This is a genomic window from Propionivibrio sp. (genome assembly GCF_047602565.1).
GTDB lineage: Bacteria > Pseudomonadota > Gammaproteobacteria > Burkholderiales > Rhodocyclaceae > Propionivibrio.
In genome coordinates, this window is record NZ_JASGGX010000001.1 from 4562931 (window position 1) to 4580704 (window position 17774).

Genomic DNA, 17774 nt, shown 5'->3' on the forward strand with positions numbered 1-17774 from the left:
ATGTCTTCTTCCGTACCGCCTGCCGCCGCCGCCGATTCCCCGGCGCGGCTCGACTTGCCCGTCAGCGGCATGACCTGCGCCGCCTGCGCGGCGCGCATCGAAAAAGTCCTCAACCGCCTGCCGGGCGTGACGGCCAGCGTCAACCTGGCGTCCGAGCGGGCCAGCGTCGAACTGGCGCCGTCCGGCGCCTCGCCGCGGCAGGTGGTCGACACGATCGAGAAAGCCGGCTTCGGCGTGCCGCCGCAGACGCTGGAGCTGGGCATCGAAGGCATGACCTGCGCGGCCTGCGCGACGCGCCTGGAAAAGGTGCTCAACCGCATCGAGGGCGTCGAGGCGGCGGTCAACCTGGCGTCGGAACGGGCGCGCGTGCGCTACCGGCCGGGCGTGGCGACGGTCGGGCAGCTGCTCGACGCCGTCGCGCGGGCGGGCTTCGCGGGCCGGCTGGTCGACGACCGCTCGCGCGAGGAGGACAAGGCGCGCAAGCTCGCGGCCTACCGCGCCGAGCTCCGGCGCTTCTGGATCGCCGCGGCGCTGACCCTGCCGCTGGTCGCGCAGATGGCGACGATGTTCGGCGCGGACGCGCTGCGCGGGCAGCATCACGATCTGCTGCCGCGCTGGCTGCAGCTGGCGCTGGCCACGCCGGTGCAGTTCTGGATCGGCTGGCGTTTCTACGACGGCGGCTGGAAGGCGCTGCGCGGCGGCGGGGCGAACATGGACGTGCTGGTCGCGCTGGGCACCAGCGCCGCCTACATATTCAGTCTGGCGGTGACGCTCGGCGGGCTGCACGATCTGCCGGTCTACTTCGAGGCCTCGGCGGCGGTGATCACCCTGGTGCTGCTCGGCAAGCTGCTCGAAGCGCGCGCCAAGGCGCGCACCACGGCGGCGATCGAGGCGCTGGTGCGCCTGCAGCCGAAGACGGCGCGCGTCGAGCGCGACGGGCAGCTGCTGGAGATCGACGCGGCGCTGCTGATGCCCGGCGACGTGTTCATCGTGCGGCCCGGCGAGAGCGTGCCGGTCGACGGCGAGGTGCTGGACGGCGCGTCGAGCGTCAACGAGGCGATGCTCACCGGCGAGAGCATGCCGGTGGCCAAGCATCCCGGCGAGCGCGTCTTCGCGGCGACGGCCAACGGCGAGGGCATGCTGCGCTGCCGGGCCACCGGCGTCGGCGAGCATACGCTGCTGGCCGGCATCATCCGGCTGGTGGCCGAGGCGCAGGGTTCGAAGGCGCCGGTGCAGCGCCTGGCCGACCGCATTTCGGCGGTGTTCGTGCCGATCGTGTGCGGCATCGCACTGGTCACCTTCGCCGGCTGGTGGCTGGTCGGCGGGGCGTTCAACGAGGCGCTGATCAACGCCGTCGCCGTGCTGGTGATCGCCTGTCCGTGCGCGCTGGGCCTCGCCACGCCGACGGCGATCATGGTCGGCACCGGGCAGGGCGCGCGCGCCGGCATCCTGGTGAAGAACGCCGAGGCGCTGGAGCACGCGGAGAAGACGCGCATCCTGGCCGTTGACAAGACCGGGACGCTGACGCTCGGTGAGCCCGAGGTGACCGACGTGGTGCCCCTGGCCGATATCCCGGCCGACGCGGCGCTGACGCTGGCCGCCGGGCTGGAGCAGGGCTCGGAGCATCCCCTGGCCAAGGCCGTCCTGCGCGCGGCGCAGGCCGCCGGGGCGGCGCTGCCGGAACTTGCCGGCTTCAAGGCGACGCCCGGCGCGGGCGTGGCCGGCGCGCTCGGCGGCCGCCTGTTCCAGCTCGGCGCGCCGGACTGGTTCCCCGGCGCCGCGCTGCCGGCGGACCGGCTCGCCGCCCTGCAGGGCGAGGGCAAGACCGTCGTCGTGCTGGCCGAGGAGGGCGTCGCGCTGGCCCTGATCGCCATCGCCGATCCGCTGCGCGAGTCGTCGCCGGCGGCCGTCGCCCGGCTCAAGGCCATGGGTGTGCGGGTGGTGATGCTGACCGGCGACAATCCGGTCACCGCCGCGGCGATCGCGCGCCGCGCGGGCATCGACGAATTCCGCGCCGGCATTTCGCCGGCGGACAAGGCCGGCGCGGTCAACGCGCTGAAAACCGAGGGCGCCGTGGTGGCGATGGTCGGCGACGGCATCAACGACGCGCCGGCGCTGGCCGCCGCCGACGTCAGCTTCGCCATGGGCGCGGGCTCCGACGCGGCCATCGAGGTCGCCGACGTCACGCTGGTGCGCGGCGACCTGCATGGCGTGGCCGACGCCATCGGCCTGTCGCACGCCACGCTCGGCAAAATCCGGCAGAATCTGTTCTGGGCCTTCATCTACAATCTGCTGGGCATTCCGCTGGCGGCGCTGGGCTGGCTGAATCCGGTGGTGGCCGGCGCGGCGATGGCCATGAGTTCCGTGTCGGTGGTGTCGAATTCGCTGCTGCTCAAGCGCTGGAAGGCGCAATCGACCGTTCGCTGATCTTTGGGGAGAACACAATGAAACGTCTTGTCGTGGGAGTCGCCGGCATGAGCTGCCAGGGCTGCGTGAAGAACGTGACGGGGGTGCTGCAGGCGCTGCCCGGCGTGGCCGAGGTCAAGGTCTCGCTGGAAGAGGCCAGGGCCGAGATCGCCTACGACCCGCAGCTCGTCAAGCCCACGCAGTTCAAGCAGGCCATCGAGGGCGCGGGGTTCGACGTGGTGTGCGACGGCACCTGCCCGGAGTCCTGCGCCTCGTAGACCGCCGGCGTTCGCGCCGGGCGCTACGCGCGGCGTGAAGGCCGCGCGTCCTTCCAGGCGGCTTGCCGGTCCAGCACGGCGTTCGCGCTCAGGCCGACCAGTTGCTCGTAGACCGCAGGCGCCGTCGCGCCCTCGGTGTTGATGAGCAGGACGCGGGCGTCGGCGTCGAGCCGCGTCCGCCGCGCCCATTCCGCGTTTCCGCGCAAGGCGATCAGCCCCGCGAGCCCGGCCGCGCCCGATTCCCCCGCCACCAGCGGAACGTCCCGTTCGCTGCCCGACGCCAGCCGGCGCATGGCCTCCACGGCCGCCGCGTCGTCGACGGCCAGGAAATCGTCCACCGCGGGCTGCAGGTAGCGCCAGGCGAGCGGCGAGGTTTCGCCGCAGGCCAGTCCGGCCATCACCGAATCTACCGAGCCGCTGGCCCGGGCCGCATGGCCGGCGATGGCGCTTTGCAGCAGGCAATCGGCCTGGCGGGGCTCGACGACCACGCAGTGCGGCCGCCGCGCGCCGTGCAACTCCCACAGATAGCTGACAATGCCGGCGGCCAGGCCGCCCACGCCGCCTTGCAGCAGCACGTGGGTGAACGCGCAGGGTTCGCCGGCGCACGCCCCGGTCTGCTCGGCGAGTTCGTCGGCGATGGTGCCGTAGCCTTGCATCACGTCGCGCGGGATGTCCTCATAACCCGCGTAGGAGGTGTCGGAAACCACCTGCCAGCCGTGCTCGTCCGCCAGCCGGGCGGCCTCGCGGACCGAGTCGTCGTAGTCGCCGTCGATGCGCACGATCCTGGCGCCTTGGGCGGCGATGGCCTGCTCGCGCTCGCTGCTCACGTGGGCGTGCAGCACGATCACGCAGCGGCAGCCGGCGTCACGCGCGGCCGCAGCGAGGCCCCGGCCGTGGTTGCCGTCGGTGGCGCTGATCACGGTGCAGTCCCGCAACAGGCCGGCGTAGCGGCCGGACAGGATGGCCGTCGGCTCCAGGTCGCGGCCGGCATGCAGGCGCAGGATCAGCCGCACCAGCGCGATCGGCGCGCCCAGCGCCTTGAAGCTGCCGAGCGGCGAGCGCACCGCTTCGTCCTTGACCGCGACGCCGGCCACGCCCAGCGCGGCGGCCAGGTCCGGCAGCCAGTACAGCGGCGTGGCGCCGGGCGCCAGTCCTTTCCAGGCCGACAGCCAGGCGCGGCTTTCGCGCGCCCGCGCGATGCTCAGCAGCTGTTGAAGCTCGGCGGGGTAGGGGCCGCGCACGGCGCGCAGGTTGGAGAACAGCATGATGGCCTCCTTGGCGATGGGGATGCGGCTTCGTTGAAATGTTATTCGGCCAGGCCGGGAATAAGTTCGTATTCGAGAGCAACGACGTCAAGCCGTCCAGGACGCCGGCGGCGATGAACCGCGTCAAGACGGAACTGGAGCCCGGCGGATTGACGGCCCTCTCGCCTCGTGGCGCCGCGAGTGCTAGAGTTTCACCCTTTCCCTCGCCACGCATCCCAGGCCGATGATCGTCGATTCAGTCGCCCAGTTGAGGGCGTTGTACCCCCATCCCACCGAACGCATCGTCAAAAAACAGCTGTGCAGCCTCGACCGGCATTGCCGGCGCATCATCGAACTTTCCCCGTTCGTCGTGATCGCCAGCGGCAACGCGGATTTTGCCATGGACGCCTCGCCCCGAGGGGGCGCTCCCGGCTTCGTCAAGGTCACCGACCCGAAAACGCTGCTGATCCCCGATGCTCCCGGCAACAACCGGCTGGACACCTTCGAGAACATCATCGCCACGCGGCGGGTCGGCCTGCTGTTCCTGGTTCCCGGCCTCGACGAGACGCTGCGGGTCAACGGCGCGGCGCGCCTGTCCCGTTCCGAGGCGCTGATCGGCCTGTTCGCGGCGGAAAAACGTCCCCCGAAACTGGTGATCGAGGTGACCGTCCATGATGCCTATCTGCATTGTCCGAAGGCGCTGATGCGCTCGGACCTGTGGAATCCCGCGGTGCAGATCGACCGCAAGACGCTGCCCACCGTGATCGAGATGATCAACGACCAGACCGGGATTCGCCTGCCGGTCCAAAACCACGAAGCCACCCGCGCCAACTTCGAAAAGGACTTGTGACCGTCCCGCTGTAATTCGAGTTCGCCGCCTGCATGTCGGAAATCCTGCTCTTGCAGTGGGATTGGCTCGACCTGCCCAACGGCCGGGTGGTCTGGCCGGACAGCAAGACCGCGGCGGAGCGTCCTGAGAGATTGGACGGCGACCTGGCCCTTCGGTATGAGGCCGCCTATTTCCCTGCGACGTGTTGGATCGGCCGACTGCAATCCATAACAACACTTCTGAACCAATGATGTGCCGAATCAGCATCCCGACGTATATGCCACGCTTGCTGGAACGCGAAGCGGGGCAGCTCAAATGGCGGCAAGAACCGCATCAGCCCTTGGTCATGGGGTACATGATCCAGTGTTCGACTGGCAACGGTCAGAATCAAATCTGTGTCGGCCAGTACCTCGGTCGAAGCTCGCCAATGCGGCAGAACAAGCGCGATATGCCTGCACCGCCCTTGAGCGGTCAAGGCTGCGTCGATCTCGTTCTCGGTGTTCGGCCTCGTGGCCACCAACACATGCGGACGCGCGATCCACTTGTCCAATGACAGCTTGCCGCGCAGGGGTAACGAGCGTTTGTCGGCAACGCTGACGAAGTGCTCCTCGAACAAGGTCTCAACCACGATGCCGCTTGCGGTGTGCGGGAATACGCCAAGAGCCAGGTCGATCTCGCCATCCGTAAGCTGGGCTAGCATGGCTTCACGACTGGCCTGGCACACGATTACGTCGATGCCCGGTGCCTGGTCGCGCAGCCGTTTCACCAGAGTTGGTAGAACAAGATGGGCCGCGTAGTCGGACATGGCAACGCGAAAGTAGCGTATTGCCTGGCGAGGGTCGAAGGCGCCTTCATGCAGTAGTGCGTTGAGCTGATTAAGGGCCAACTCCAGGGGTTGCAGAAGATCCTGGGCGCGTGGTGTCAACGCCATGCCTGCGCCGCGCCGAGTCAGCAATGGGTCTCTGAATATATCCCGCAACTGCGCCAGTGCATGGCTAACCGCCGGTTGGCTCTTGTGCAGCCGCAACGCAGCCCGTGTGACGTGTTTTTCCGCCAGCAAGGCATGAAGCGTCAGCAGCAGGTTGAGATCAATGCGTCGAAGATCATCCATGAAACGAATGATATATGTGCAAATTAAGAATTTCCATTCTTAATTTAAATATATGAATATGCAGCATGTTTTTTATCCGTGATGAGGTGTTTTCGTATGCAGTGGCTATCCTCTTTATCCAGCCTGCTGCCAATGGCGATTGCCGTGGTGGCGGGCGCTGCCGTTCCTTTTCAGGCCGGAAGCAACGCCGCACTGGGTCGCGCCCTGGGCCATCCATTGTGGGCTACCTTGTCTTCGTTGGCTGTCAGCGTACTGGTCGTCGTGCCTTTGATGCTGCTGATGCGCGTCCCGGCACCGGCTTTGGGTGCTGCGGCGCAGGGACCTGCCTGGTGGTGGCTAGGCGGTGTGGCCGGCGTGGCCTACATCACTGCCGCGCTCATATTGACGCCCAAGCTGGGTGCAGCCAGCTTCATCGTTAGCGTCATTGCGGGCCAGATGCTGGCATCGCTGCTGATCGACCACTATGGCTTGATGGGGCTGGCCCCCAAACCTGCCGGCGGGTGGCGGGTAGCGGGTATTGCGTTGATCCTGCTAGGAATGGTTGTTGTGCAGATGAACAGTTCGCCAGCGGTCCCGGTATCTGGTCCCGCATCATGAGAAGAATCTGCAATGGCTTCCGGTATTGGGCGTGGTGCCGTTCGCCCGCACTACGCGCAGCATGGGCCTGATTCAAGGCACGCATGCCAAGAACGGAAAAGCCGCCCCCACGTGAGCTGGGACGGCTTTGGATTGGTGCCCGAGGCCGGAATCGAACCGGCACGCCTTTCGGCGAGGGATTTTCTTCCCACTTCGACTTTCGCCGCCGCCCTGCTCAACGCAGGGCGTTCGTGGTCTGGAGCACGCCTTCACCATAGCCTCGCGGCCGTAGGTGCCCGCCGTCTGCTCTCTACACCTTCCCAAGCTGTTGCTCGGGCTTGGCTCGGCGTTGGCTCGGCTGCCGAAGCATCCAGGGCTTTCGCCGAATTTGACGGGCTTCACTTCGGGCGTTTCCCCCCGAAGGCTCAAATTGTTCAAGTCCCTTGTGTCTACCGATTTCACCACTCGGGCGGCGGCAGCGATTATACGAGGTGGAAAAGAAAAGGGGGACGCGGGTTTCGTTTTATGGGGCGGCTGATCCGCCGGTTCGGCGAATGCTACCGCTGACCCGAAAACAAATGGCGCTTCGGGAATCGAAGCGCCATCTTTCAGGGAGGGGCCATGCAAACGGTTCAACGCCCGATCAAAGTGGCGCTCCACGTCCCTTTGTTGTCGGTCGTTCCTCGCATTTCATTTCCGTCCACCACGCCGGTATAGCGTTCCTTTCCCACGGAGAACTGGATTCGCGCGCCGTCAAGACGCGCATCGCCGATCGGCAGCGCCGTATTGCCGTTGCGCAATGTGCCCTCCAGCATCTGGAAGGTCTGGGTGAGCACCAGTTCCTTGTCCGCCATTCTCCAGGTTCCCGCCACCTGGGCCGGAATCACCCACTTGTAGGCGTCGCAGTAGGTGGAGCAGCCCTCCTTGACCCGCGCCACTTCGTCCGGCTGCCACTTCTCCATGGTGAACGAATTGGAAACCACCCGCGTCCCGGGTTTCATTTTCAGCAGCGTGGGGCGCAGGCGAAGGTTCAGGTCCGGCAGCAGAAAAAGCGTCACGACCGTCGCGTCCGAAAAGTCCGACTCGAAGATGTCCGCCCGCTCGAACGTGGCGCGTCCCGCAACGCCTTCGGCCGCGGCCGCCCGCTGGGACAGCGCGACCATCTCGGGATTGAACTCGATGCCGCGCGCTGTCGCGCCGCGTTTGGCCGCGGTGATGACCAGCCTGCCGTCACCAGAGCCCAGATCGACCAGGCGGTCTGCGGGCGTCAGCTTCGCCATGTCGAGCATGCGATCGACCAACGCCTGCGAGGTGGGCACCCAGATGACGTCCTTGCCCGGCTGGCCGACGCTGGGCGCATAGGTGGAGGCCGGGGGCGCGCTGGTCTGCGCGCCTGCGTTGCCGCTCAGGACGAACGCGCAGGCGGCCGCGGCGGCGAAGAATTTTTTCGAAGGCATCAGCATCATCATCGTTTTTCCGTGGCAGAGGTTGCTGGAAGACGGCGCTCGGGCACGGCGTCCTGCTCCGGCGCATCCTCCTCGCCCTTGCGCTGGAACAGGAGGATCGGCGCGCCGGCCGCGAGCACGGCGAGGCCGACCAGGGCGGCGGTACCCGTGTACATAATGCTGGCATAGGCCATGTACAGGCAGGTCAGGCAGAAAATGATCGGCGTGAGCGGATAGAACGGCACCCGGTACGGCAGTTCCCGTAGCGGCTGGCGCCGGCGCAGCACGAGCAGGGAGAGTCCCACCATCAGCAGGAAGCCCCAGAACACCGGCGCGGTGTAGTCGACCATCGCCTTGAAGCCGTCCCGGGTCACCGCACCCAGCGCGATCAGGGCCAGCGCGATGATGCCCTGGGCGATCTGGCCGTTGGCGGGCGTCTTGCCACGCCCGTCCCAGACGCCGATCCAGCGCAGGACCGTCATGTCGCGCGCCATGGCGTAGAACACGCGCGCCCCGGTGATTATCGTCGCGTTCAGGGTCGAAATGGCGGCCACCACGATCGCCACGGTCACCGCGGTTTCCCCGGTCGGCCCCGCCACCGTGCGCATCATTTCCGCCGCCACGGCATCCGATGCGCGCAGGCCGTCGAGTCCGAGAATGGAGAGCAGCGCGAGATTGGCGAGGGTGTACAGCGTCACCAGGATGAACGTGCCGATGGCCAGCACCTTGGCGATGTTGCGGGGCGCGTCCTTGAGTTCGCCCGTCAGGTACGCTGTTTCGTTCCAGCCGCCGTAGGTCAGGAGGACGAAAATCATGGCCATCCCCAGCGCCGCGGTTTCAGGCGGCATGGATGCGGTGCTCCGCGCCGGCGCGTCCGCGGAGCCGAAAAGACCGAACAGGATGATCGCGACGACGGCGCCGATCTCGATGAAGGTCACCGCGATCTGCAGGTTCTTGCTCTCCGTCGTGCCGACGACGTTTACAGCCGTCAGCGCGATGACGGCCAGCGCCGCGTACAGCGCCGGCCCGTACGGCCCGGCGGGCGCGAGCTGGGCGACATAGTCCCCCAGCGTAAACGCAACGGCGGCAATGGCTCCCGTCTGAATGACAGTGCATCGGGCCCAGCCGAACATCATTGCCACGGATCTGCCGTAGGCGCGCGACAGGAAATGGTATTCCCCTCCCGCATGGGGATGCGCCGCGGCCAGCTCCGCGTAGCAGAGCGCGCCGATGAGCGTCATCACTCCGCCGAGCACCCAGACGAGGAGGAACATTCCTTCGGAGCCCACGCTGCCGGCGACGATCGAGGGCGTGCGGAATATGCCGATGCCGACGACCAGACCCACCATGATCGTGGTTGCATCGAAAACCGACAATACGGCCTCAGGCTTGGCTCGATACCGATCCGCCATCCCAGTCCTTTTGCTCAATCGTCCGGACGACCATCCTGGACGGAAAACCGTGCGCGGGCTTCATCGATGACGAACCTCGCTCGGCGCAGGCGGGGCCGCCGATCCGTTCCGGAAAACAGGCGGCTCCGTTCAATCGGGCGTTGGCTCGGTTAGACTGCGGCGGACCGGCTCGGTTCGCGTCGCGTGGCCGAGGTCTCCGGCTCAGCTCCGGAGCGATGCCTGCGGGGGCGCGGCCGCGGGTAGGACGGGGCCGGAATGAAAAAGGGGCTTGCGCCCCTTTTTCATCGACCGATAGAGATATTTGGAGCGGGAAACGAGTCTCGAACTCGCGACCTCAACCTTGGCAAGGTTGCGCTCTACCAACTGAGCTATTCCCGCGAAAACCTGGAGGCGCGAGCCGGAGTCGAACCGACCTAGATGGATTTGCAATCCACTGCATAACCGCTTTGCTATCGCGCCGCGTCCATCTTGCGATGGCGTCCCACAAACAAAAAAAGCCGCGAGGCTTTTCTTGGAAAACTGGAGCGGGAAACGAGTCTCGAACTCGCGACCTCAACCTTGGCAAGGTTGCGCTCTACCAACTGAGCTATTCCCGCAAAAGCGAGTGCGCATTATATAGGCTTGATACGGCCTGTCAACGCTTGAAGCCGATTTTTCAATGCTTCCGATCCTGTTCGATGAGGTAGGGCCATGCCATCCTCATGTAGTAGCCCATCGACCAGAGCGTGAGCACGGCCGCCACGTAGATCAGCCACGTGCCCAGCAGGTGGATGTCGATGCCGGCGATGGGCTTGTGGTAGAGCAGCAGCGGAATCGCGCTCATCTGGGCGGCGGTCTTGACCTTGCCGATCATCGACACGGCCACGCTCTTGTGCGCGCCGATCTGCGCCATCCACTCGCGCAGGGCGGAAATGGTGATCTCCCGGCCGATGATGATGACCGCGATCAGCGCGCCGACGCGGTCGAGATACACCAGGATGATCAGCGCGGCGGCCACCATCAGCTTGTCCGCCACCGGGTCCAGAAAGGCGCCGAACGCCGAGGTCTCGTTCCAGCGGCGCGCGAGGTAGCCGTCCAGCCAGTCGGTCCACGCGGCGACGACGAACACGACGGTGGCCGTCACGTCGCGCCCGACCGGATGCATCCACGCCTCCGGCAGGTAGAAGAGGGCAACGAGCAGCGGAATCAGGATGATTCGCAGCCAGGTCAGCAGGATCGGAATATTGGTTGGCATCAGTGCAGGGCCGCGTAGATTTTTTCGGCCAGTTCCCGGCTGATACCCGGAACGGCGCTCAGTTGGTCGACTCCCGCGCCGGCAATGCCCTGTAATCCGCCGAAGCGCTCGATCAGCGCCTTGCGCCGCCGCGGCCCGACGCCGTCGATGTCCTCGAGGCGCGAGGTCCGGCGGGTCTTGCCGCGCCGCGTGCGGTGCCCCGACACGGCGAAACGGTGCGCTTCATCGCGGATTTCCTGGATCAGATGCAGTGCGGGATGCTCCGGCGCCAATTGTACCGGTTCGCGCCCGTCCGGGAAGACCAGCGTCTCCAGTCCGGGCTTGCGCCCTTCGCCCTTGGCCACGCCGAGCATGGGCAGATGCGACAGGCCGAGCTCCCCGAGCGCCGAGGCGGCGGCGCCGACCTGGCCCTTGCCGCCGTCGATGAGGATCAGCGACGGCGCCGGGCTTTCGCCGCTGCCGACCTTTTCGTAGCGGCGCAGGACGGCCTGGCGCATCGCCGCGTAGTCGTCGCCCGGCTGGATGTCCTTGATGTTGAAGCGCCGGTATTCCGACTTGCGCATGCCGGCGCCCTGGTACACCACGCACGAGGCGACGGTCGATTCGCCCTGCGTGTGGCTGATGTCGAAGCATTCGATGCGGGTTTCCCGGTCCTCGTCGGCTTCCAGGCCGAAGGTTTCGCGCAGGGCGTCGAGGCGGGTTTCCTGGCGCGCGAGCTGGCTGCGCCGGGCGACGATGGCCAGGCGGCCGTTCTGTTCCGCCATGTCGACCCAGACCTTGTGCACGGTCCGGCGCGGCGCGGCGATCGGCACCGGCCGGCCGGCCAGTTCGGCGAGCAGGGCGGCCGCCTCGCCGTCGGACGGGGCGAGGTTGACGAAGATGCGCGCCGGAATGGGGTGCGCCGAGTAATGCTGGAGCAGGAAGGCGGCGAGCACTTCCTGCGGCGTGCTGTCGCCGGCGTTGCTGGGGAATTGCGGCTTGTCGCCGAGATGCCGGCCGCCGCGCACCATGGCCAGGTTGACGCAGAGCATGCCGTTCTCCTCGACCACCGCCACCACGTCCGCGTCCTCGCCGCGCGCGCTCTCGACGTACTGCCTGTCCTGCACGCGGCGCAGCGACTGGATCTGGTCGCGGTAGGCCGCCGCCTGCTCGAAGGCCAGCTCGGCGGCGGCCTTGTCCATGGCCTCGCCGAGCTGGCCGATGACTTCCTGCTGCCGGCCCTGCAGGAACATCGAGGCCATGCGCACGTCCTGCGCGTAGGCTTCCGGCGCGATCAGCCCGACGCACGGCCCCGAGCAGCGCTTGATCTGATAGAGCAGGCACGGGCGCGAGCGGTTGCTGAACACCGAGTTCTCGCAGGTGCGCAGGCGGAACATACGCTGCAGCAGGTTGAGGCTGTCGCGCACCGCAGCGGCGGACGGGTAGGGCCCGAAATAGTCGGCGTTGCGGTCGGTCGCCCCGCGGTAGAAGGCCAGCCGCGGATAGCGGTCGTGCGAGATGACGATGTACGGGTAGGATTTGTCGTCGCGGAAGAGGATGTTGTAGCGCGGCGCGAGGGTCTTGATCAGGTTGTTTTCGAGCAGCAGCGCCTCGGCTTCCGAGCGCGTGACGGTGGTCTCGACCCGGGCGATCTGCGCGACCATCAGCGCGATGCGCGGGCTCGGATGGTTCTCGCGGAAATACGAGGCGACCCGCTTCCTGAGGTTTTTTGCCTTGCCTACGTAGAGTACCTTGCCCTGCGCGTCGATCATGCGATAAACCCCCGGCAGGTCGGTCAGCGTGTCGAGCAGGGCTTTCGGATCGAAGGTTTCGTCCATGGACGCGGGGCGGTACGATGTGGCGTTCGATGGTATCACGAGCCCCCATGCACACCACCGCCCGCCCCCGTTGGGACATCTTCTGCAACGTCGTCGACAACCTCGGCGACATCGGCGTGTGCTGGCGCCTGGCGCGGCAGCTGGCGGGCGAGCACGGCCTGGCCGTCCGCCTGTGGGTCGACGACCTGGCGGCGTTCCGGCATCTGTGCCCCGAGATCCGCGCCGATCTGCCCGAACAGGCGGCGCAGGGCGTCGAGGTCCGGCGCTGGGCGCGCGAATTTCCCGGCACGAATTCCGGCCTGATGCCGGGCGACGTGGTCGTCGAGGCTTTCGCCTGCCGGCTTCCCGAGGCCTTCGAGGCGGCCATGGCGCGGCGCGAGCCCAGGCCGGTGTGGATCAACCTCGACTACCTCACCGCCGAATCGTGGATCGAGGGCTATCACGCCTTGCCTTCGCCGCATCCGCGCCTGCCGCTGACCAAGTATTTCTTCTTCCCCGGCTTCACCGAGGCGACCGGCGGCCTGTTGCGCGAGGCCGATCTGGAGCGGCGCCGGCAGGACTTCGCCACTTCTCCGGCAGCGCGCGCCGGCTTCCTCGCCCGGCTCGGCGTGCCGGCCACGGCGTTCTCCGGCGCCGACACGCTGCTCGTTTCGCTGTTCAGCTACGAGAACGCGGCGCTTCCTGGCCTGCTCGACGCCTGGTCGCGCGGCGACCGGCCGGTGCTCTGCCTGGCGCCGCCGAGCCGCAACCAGCCCGACCTGGAACGTTTCGCGCGGCGGCGCCTGGCGGTTGGCGACGTCGTCCGCGCGGGCCGGCTGGAACTGCGCCTCATCCCCTTCGTCCCGCAGCCGGACTACGACCCGCTGCTGTGGTCCTGCGACCTCAACTTCGTGCGCGGCGAGGACTCCTTCGTGCGCGCGCAATGGGCCGCCCGGCCGCTGGTCTGGCACATCTATCCGCAGGCGGAAAACGTCCATCACGTCAAGCTGTCCGCCTTCCTCGACGCCTGCTGCGCCGGGCTGGCCGACCCGGCGGCGGCCGCCGTGCGCGAGTTTTCGCTGGCGTGGAACGGTGTCGGGCGGATCACGGCCGAACGGTGGGAGCACTGGGCGGCGCAGTTGCCGGCCTGGCGGCGCCACGCCGGGGAATGGCAAAAAAAACTGATAAAACAGCAGGATTTGTGTTCCCGCCTGGTTCAGTTTTGCCAATCCAGGCTATAATGCGCGGCTAAATTTTTTACGGCTACCACCGGAATTTCTCTCGGAACCAACCCACTTATGAAAACTGCTCAAGAACTCCGCGCCGGCAACGTGTTCATGGTCGGCAACGACGCGATGGTCGTGCTCAAGGCCGAATACAGCAAGTCCGGCCGCAACGCCTCGGTCGTCAAGATGAAGATGAAGAACCTGCTCACCGGCGCGCCCAGCGAGACCGTCTACCGCGCCGACGACAAGTTCGATACCGTCCAGCTCGACCGCAAGGAAGTCACCTATTCGTATTTCGCCGACCCGATGTACGTGTTCATGGATGCCGAGTACAACCAGTACGAGATCGAGGCCGACTACATGGAAGACGCCCTCAAGTACCTGGAAGACGCCATGCCCTGCGAAGTGGTTTTCTACAACGGCAAGGCCATCTCGGTCGAACTGCCGACCAGCCTGGTGCGCGAAGTCATCTATACCGAGCCGGCGGTCAAGGGCGATACGTCGGGCAAGGTGATGAAGCCCGCCCGCCTGGCGACCGGCTACGAAATCCAGGTGCCGGCCTTCGTCGAAATCGGCGACAAGATCGAGATCGACACCCGCACGGACGAATACCGCGCCCGCGTCAAGTAATCCGGCCAGCGAGGATTCATCCTTCCGTACCGAAAAAAGGCAGCCGAGGCTGCCTTTTCTTCTTGGCAAGCCCCGAATCGCAAATTCCGCAACATGCTCGACATCCTGGTCATCACCGGCCCCATCTACCTCTGCATCGCCGTCGGCTATCTCACTACCCGTCTGGGCGTCTTCGCCCGCGACGACCGCCGGGTGTTCGGCAAGTTCGTCATCAACGTCGCGGCGCCGGCGCTGCTGTGCAAGGCGCTGGCCGAGCGGCCGATCGGCGAGATCCTGAATGTGGGCTATATCCTGGCGTATCTGGCCGGAACCTTCGCGGTGGGCGGCCTGGGCTTCCTGTGGTGCCGCCTGCGGCGCATGGACAGGACCAGTAGCGCCCTGGCCGTCATGGGCATGGCGTGTTCGAACAGCGTCTTCATCGGCTACCCGCTCATCCTGCTGGCGGCGCCGTCCGCCGCCGGCCTGTCCATGGCGCTCAACGCGCTGATCGAGAACTTCGTGGTGACGCCGCTGCTGCTGGCCCTGGCCGAGAGCGGCCGGGTGGCCTCCGGCCGCTGGTACCGCGTCCTGGGCCGGTCGCTGCTTCGCCTGTTCGCCAATCCGATCATCGTCGCGCTGGTGTGCGGCTTCGCCATCTCGCTGCTGGGCTGGAAACTGCCGGAGTTCGTCAGCCGCACGCTCGGCCTGTTCGCCGTGGGCACCGGCGGGCTGTCGCTGTTCGTCATCGGCGGCACGCTGGCGGGGCTGCCACTGCGCGGGGCGATGCAGCGGGTCGCGCCGATTGTCGTGGCCAAGCTGGTTTTCCATCCACTGGCCGTCTTCCTGGCGCTGCTGGCCTTGCCGGCCTTGGGCGTGCCGCCCGTCGAGCCGGCGCTGAAAACCGCTGCGGTGCTGATGGCGGCGGTGCCGATGATGGCGATCTATCCCATCCTCGCGCAGATTTTCGGCCAGGAAGACATGAGCGCCACCGCGCTGCTGCTGGCCACGGCGGCCTCGTTCTTTACGCTCAGCGCGCTGCTGTGGATGCTCGCGGCCGTGCCGGCGTAGGGCTCGGCTTCCTCAGCGATCGATCAGCGCCAGCCGCGTCGCCAGCCCGACCAGCACGGCGCCCAGCGCGCGGTCCAGCGTCCTGGCGAAGCGGGGGCTGCGCCGCAGCCGCCCGGTCAGGCGTTCGCCGAGCAGGATGAGGGGCGGCTCGATCAGCGCCGCGACGACGATGATCAGCACCCCATGCAGCATGAGCTGCGCCCACACCGGTCCGGCGCCCGGCACGGCGAACTGCGGCAGGAAGGCCATGAAGAAAATCGCTGCCTTCGGATTGAGCAGGTCGACCAGGACGCCTTGCCGGAAGACGGGCCAGAAGCCGCCGGCGCTCCTGACGCCTTCGTTGATGAACGCGCCGCCGGCGTGCCGGATGTTCCGGAGGCCGATCCAGACGAGATAGGCGACGCCGCCCCATTTCACGATCGAGAACGCCGTCGCCGACGCGGCGAGGATCGCCGAGAGGCCCAGCGCGGCGAGCAGGACGTGCACCAGCGCGCCGGTCCACACGCCCAGCATGGCCGCCGTGCCCGCCCTGGCGCCGCTCTTGACCGTGTGGCCGAGAATGAAGGCCATGTCCGGCCCCGGTGCGATGTTGAGCAGCACCGCGGCCGACAGGAAGGTCGTCCAGTGAATGAAGTCGTAGGCCATGCCGGGTCCCTTGTGGTGTTGCGGCGAGCGCGCGGGAGATGCCGCCGCGCCGCGTTCCGCCAAGGGGTCTTATACGTTTCCCCCCGGAATACCGCAAGGGACCGGCGCGCCGGGTCACTTGACGATGGTCAGCGGCTGGCGGATTTCCAGGACGACCCGGTCGGCCACCGAGCCGAAGCCGTGCGCGCCGAACAGGCGCCGCCGCCGGGTGCCCATCACCACGTGCGCGTTCCTGAACCGCTTCGAGGCTTCGAGAATCCTGGAGACGGGGTCGCCCGCGAGGACGTGCAGCTCGTGCGGCAGCCCGGCCGCCGCGAGCAACGCCGCCGCGCTCCCGCACTGGGCGAGGCCGCGCTCCCGGCCATCGCGGCTGCGCGCCCCGTCGTCCGGCGAATGCCCGTGCGCCTGCACGTTCAGGAGATGGATCGTCGGCCGGCGCTCGCCGGCGGCGAGGTGGCCGATCAGATAGCGGACCGCGTGCAGCGCAGCCGGCGTGCCGTCGCAGGGGACCAGCCAGTTCAACGTCATCCCGCGCCGCGCCGCGCGGGGGGTCGTTCTGCCTGACCAGCGTGATCGGCGTCCGGCAGGTTTCGGCGATGTCGAATGCGACCGAGCCGAAGAACATCTGGCCCAGCCGATTGAACAGCTTCGAGCCCATGACGATTTCCGCGACGCCTTCGCCTTCGGCGTAAGCGCGGATCGATTCGCCGGGGAAGCCCGAGGCGATGGTGAGCCTGAACGGAATCCGCAGCTGGGAGAGCAGGCCGCGGATGGTTTCGGTTTCCTGCAGGCCGAACCGGCGCAGCTTGTCGCCGGATTTCCTGTCCGACCGGTCGACGAGTTGGGCGTTGAAGAGATGCAATTCGGCACTGGGAACCCGCTCCATCATCTGGAGGGCGACGAGGATCGAACTGAACGACGCCGGCGAATCGATGACCGGCACCAGCAATTTGTAGGGCGCCGCGACTTGCGCCGCCGGACCGAACCATGCGGAGATGGACGGCGAAGGCGCGTCCTCCTCGTGGCCGGCGTTCTCCCAGACGACCGGTGCATGCGCCGGGAAGCGTGCCGATTCCACGTCCGCATTGTCGCGGGAGGCAGGCATCAGTCCGGGGTGCCTGGCGGGCTGGGAGGAGATCCATTGCGTTTGACCTGTCATGGGGCGCGTGCTCCGGTAGAGGCGGGCGGAACCCGTCCGCCGTTTTTCAGCCCTCAATCCTAGGGGTTGCGCGAGATGCCGGTAAGTACGGCCGGCGCACAAGACTGTTGCGATAGATTCGACAATCCCGGAGGCGTCCTCTTCGGCGGAGCGTGCGCGAGGCCGCCGTTTTGCCGCAACCATTACCAAGCAGAAAGTGTCTTGCGACGGCTTGCCGCAACATATCGTTCCACCGGGATTGTAGAAATTGCGGATACACGCTGATTCCGGTGCGCCGGCTTATTAATTCGGCCCGGGTCCGTTAGCATGGCGTCACCATGAACACGACATGTGGATTGACTGTGACCGCTCCCAGCGAAACCCTGAGCCCTCTCGGCGTATTCGTCCTCGACGTCGACTACCTGCGCCTGCGCGAATTGCCGATGTCCGACGCCCTGGACGGCGAGCTGGACCGGGCGACGATCGTGCCCCGCGAGCGCTTCCCGGAAAACGTCGTCGCCATGCACACGCGCTGCGTCTATCTCGACGAAAGCACCGGCGAGCGCCGCGAAGTCGAACTGGTCTATCCCGATGAAGCCGATCCCGCGCAAGGCAGGATCTCGGTGCTGGCCCCCGTCGGCTGCGCGCTGCTGGGACTGACGGTCGGCAGCGCCATCGACTGGGGGTTCCCGGGCGGCAAGGTCCGGCGGCTGCGGCTCGAACGCATCCTGGCTGCCTCCTCGGACTGACCGACGGA

At 67.0% G+C, this 17774-nt stretch carries 16 protein-coding genes, 3 tRNA genes and 1 pseudogene; 8 read left to right on the forward strand and 12 right to left on the reverse strand.

The features are described from left to right. A complete protein-coding gene (locus QM701_RS21545) occupies positions 1 to 2427 on the forward strand; it encodes a heavy metal translocating P-type ATPase (RefSeq protein ID WP_415169045.1) in 2427 nt (808 codons plus the stop codon). Between the two features lie 17 nt (positions 2428 to 2444). Beyond that, positions 2445 to 2684: a heavy-metal-associated domain-containing protein gene (locus QM701_RS21550; RefSeq protein ID WP_415169046.1), complete on the forward strand. Its 240-nt coding sequence runs from the start codon at positions 2445 to 2447 to the stop codon at positions 2682 to 2684. A gap of 23 nt (positions 2685 to 2707) precedes the next feature. Here the strand turns inward: QM701_RS21550 and QM701_RS21555 are convergent, their stop codons facing one another. Continuing rightward, positions 2708 to 3949: a diaminopropionate ammonia-lyase gene (locus QM701_RS21555; protein WP_415169047.1), complete on the reverse strand. Its 1242-nt coding sequence runs from the start codon at positions 3947 to 3949 to the stop codon at positions 2708 to 2710. A 223-nt stretch (positions 3950 to 4172) separates the two neighbouring features. On the opposite strand from QM701_RS21555, the gene QM701_RS21560 reads away from it, so the two are divergent. Continuing rightward, the gene (locus tag QM701_RS21560; RefSeq protein WP_415169048.1) at positions 4173 to 4778 is read left to right on the forward strand and encodes an MSMEG_1061 family FMN-dependent PPOX-type flavoprotein; all 606 of its coding nucleotides are present in this window, start codon (positions 4173 to 4175) and stop codon (positions 4776 to 4778) included. A gap of 166 nt (positions 4779 to 4944) precedes the next feature. On the opposite strand, the gene QM701_RS21565 is transcribed toward QM701_RS21560, so the two are convergent. Next, entirely contained in the window at positions 4945 to 5868 is a 924-nt protein-coding gene (locus QM701_RS21565; protein WP_415169049.1) for a LysR family transcriptional regulator, read from the reverse strand. A gap of 96 nt (positions 5869 to 5964) precedes the next feature. Between QM701_RS21565 and QM701_RS21570 the strand changes: the two genes are divergently transcribed. Further along, complete coding sequence (locus QM701_RS21570) at positions 5965 to 6465, forward strand: DMT family transporter (protein WP_415169050.1); 501 nt, start codon at positions 5965 to 5967, stop codon at positions 6463 to 6465. Positions 6466 to 7076: 611 nt separating this feature from the next. Here the strand turns inward: QM701_RS21570 and QM701_RS21575 are convergent. The 7 genes from QM701_RS21575 to uvrC form a co-directional block, all read right to left on the reverse strand. Next, a complete protein-coding gene (locus tag QM701_RS21575) occupies positions 7077 to 7913 on the reverse strand; it encodes an SAM-dependent methyltransferase (RefSeq protein ID WP_415169051.1) in 837 nt (278 codons plus the stop codon). Beyond that, the gene (locus QM701_RS21580) at positions 7910 to 9265 is read right to left on the reverse strand and encodes an APC family permease (protein WP_415169052.1); all 1356 of its coding nucleotides are present in this window, start codon (positions 9263 to 9265) and stop codon (positions 7910 to 7912) included. The genes QM701_RS21575 and QM701_RS21580 overlap by 4 nt, the downstream gene beginning before the upstream one ends. 338 nt (positions 9266 to 9603) lie before the next feature. Continuing rightward, positions 9604 to 9679 (reverse strand) — tRNA-Gly (locus QM701_RS21585). Positions 9680 to 9686: 7 nt separating this feature from the next. Then, positions 9687 to 9760, reverse strand: a tRNA-Cys gene (locus tag QM701_RS21590). 61 nt (positions 9761 to 9821) lie between these two features. Continuing rightward, positions 9822 to 9897: transfer RNA gene (locus tag QM701_RS21595), tRNA-Gly, on the reverse strand. Between the two features lie 59 nt (positions 9898 to 9956). Beyond that, complete coding sequence (gene pgsA, locus QM701_RS21600) at positions 9957 to 10535, reverse strand: CDP-diacylglycerol--glycerol-3-phosphate 3-phosphatidyltransferase (protein ID WP_415169053.1); 579 nt, start codon at positions 10533 to 10535, stop codon at positions 9957 to 9959. Next, positions 10535 to 12352, reverse strand: coding sequence for an excinuclease ABC subunit UvrC (gene uvrC / locus QM701_RS21605; RefSeq protein WP_415169054.1), 1818 nt, complete (start codon positions 12350 to 12352; stop codon positions 10535 to 10537). Before uvrC ends, pgsA begins: the two co-directional genes overlap by 1 nt. 47 nt (positions 12353 to 12399) lie before the next feature. On the opposite strand from uvrC, the gene earP reads away from it, so the two are divergent. From earP to QM701_RS21620, 3 genes are all read left to right on the forward strand, one after another. After that, entirely contained in the window at positions 12400 to 13572 is a 1173-nt protein-coding gene (gene earP, locus QM701_RS21610) for an elongation factor P maturation arginine rhamnosyltransferase EarP (RefSeq protein ID WP_415169055.1), read from the forward strand. Between the two features lie 57 nt (positions 13573 to 13629). After that, the gene (efp, locus tag QM701_RS21615) at positions 13630 to 14187 is read left to right on the forward strand and encodes an elongation factor P (protein WP_415169056.1); all 558 of its coding nucleotides are present in this window, start codon (positions 13630 to 13632) and stop codon (positions 14185 to 14187) included. 93 nt (positions 14188 to 14280) lie between these two features. Further along, the gene (locus QM701_RS21620; protein WP_415169057.1) at positions 14281 to 15234 is read left to right on the forward strand and encodes an AEC family transporter; all 954 of its coding nucleotides are present in this window, start codon (positions 14281 to 14283) and stop codon (positions 15232 to 15234) included. Positions 15235 to 15246: 12 nt separating this feature from the next. Here QM701_RS21620 and QM701_RS21625 read toward each other — a convergent pair whose 3' ends face one another. The 3 genes and pseudogenes from QM701_RS21625 to QM701_RS21635 form a co-directional block, all read right to left on the reverse strand. After that, positions 15247 to 15879: a LysE family translocator gene (locus QM701_RS21625; protein ID WP_415169058.1), complete on the reverse strand. Its 633-nt coding sequence runs from the start codon at positions 15877 to 15879 to the stop codon at positions 15247 to 15249. 114 nt (positions 15880 to 15993) lie between these two features. After that, entirely contained in the window at positions 15994 to 16407 is a 414-nt protein-coding gene (locus QM701_RS21630) for a universal stress protein (protein ID WP_415169059.1), read from the reverse strand. Positions 16408 to 16450: 43 nt separating this feature from the next. Further along, positions 16451 to 17221: pseudogene (locus tag QM701_RS21635) on the reverse strand (universal stress protein); the annotation flags it as partial. A gap of 158 nt (positions 17222 to 17379) precedes the next feature. On the opposite strand from QM701_RS21635, the gene rnk reads away from it, so the two are divergent. Next, entirely contained in the window at positions 17380 to 17766 is a 387-nt protein-coding gene (gene rnk / locus QM701_RS21640) for a nucleoside diphosphate kinase regulator (RefSeq protein ID WP_415169060.1), read from the forward strand. The last annotated feature ends 8 nt before the right edge of the window (positions 17767 to 17774 follow it).

Coding starts and splice junctions, on each gene's coding strand:
- QM701_RS21565 (WP_415169049.1), bottom strand. CDS start 5,868: ATGGATGATCTTCGACGCATTGATCTCAACCTGCTGCTGACGCTTCAT.
- QM701_RS21625 (WP_415169058.1), bottom strand. CDS start 15,879: ATGGCCTACGACTTCATTCACTGGACGACCTTCCTGTCGGCCGCGGTG.
- QM701_RS21550 (WP_415169046.1), top strand. CDS start 2,445: ATGAAACGTCTTGTCGTGGGAGTCGCCGGCATGAGCTGCCAGGGCTGC.
- QM701_RS21620 (WP_415169057.1), top strand. CDS start 14,281: ATGCTCGACATCCTGGTCATCACCGGCCCCATCTACCTCTGCATCGCC.
- pgsA (WP_415169053.1), bottom strand. CDS start 10,535: ATGCCAACCAATATTCCGATCCTGCTGACCTGGCTGCGAATCATCCTG.
- QM701_RS21630 (WP_415169059.1), bottom strand. CDS start 16,407: ATGACGTTGAACTGGCTGGTCCCCTGCGACGGCACGCCGGCTGCGCTG.
- uvrC (WP_415169054.1), bottom strand. CDS start 12,352: ATGGACGAAACCTTCGATCCGAAAGCCCTGCTCGACACGCTGACCGAC.
- QM701_RS21560 (WP_415169048.1), top strand. CDS start 4,173: ATGATCGTCGATTCAGTCGCCCAGTTGAGGGCGTTGTACCCCCATCCC.
- efp (WP_415169056.1), top strand. CDS start 13,630: ATGAAAACTGCTCAAGAACTCCGCGCCGGCAACGTGTTCATGGTCGGC.
- QM701_RS21555 (WP_415169047.1), bottom strand. CDS start 3,949: ATGCTGTTCTCCAACCTGCGCGCCGTGCGCGGCCCCTACCCCGCCGAG.
- earP (WP_415169055.1), top strand. CDS start 12,400: ATGCACACCACCGCCCGCCCCCGTTGGGACATCTTCTGCAACGTCGTC.
- QM701_RS21545 (WP_415169045.1), top strand. CDS start 1: ATGTCTTCTTCCGTACCGCCTGCCGCCGCCGCCGATTCCCCGGCGCGG.
- QM701_RS21570 (WP_415169050.1), top strand. CDS start 5,965: ATGCAGTGGCTATCCTCTTTATCCAGCCTGCTGCCAATGGCGATTGCC.
- QM701_RS21575 (WP_415169051.1), bottom strand. CDS start 7,913: ATGATGATGCTGATGCCTTCGAAAAAATTCTTCGCCGCCGCGGCCGCC.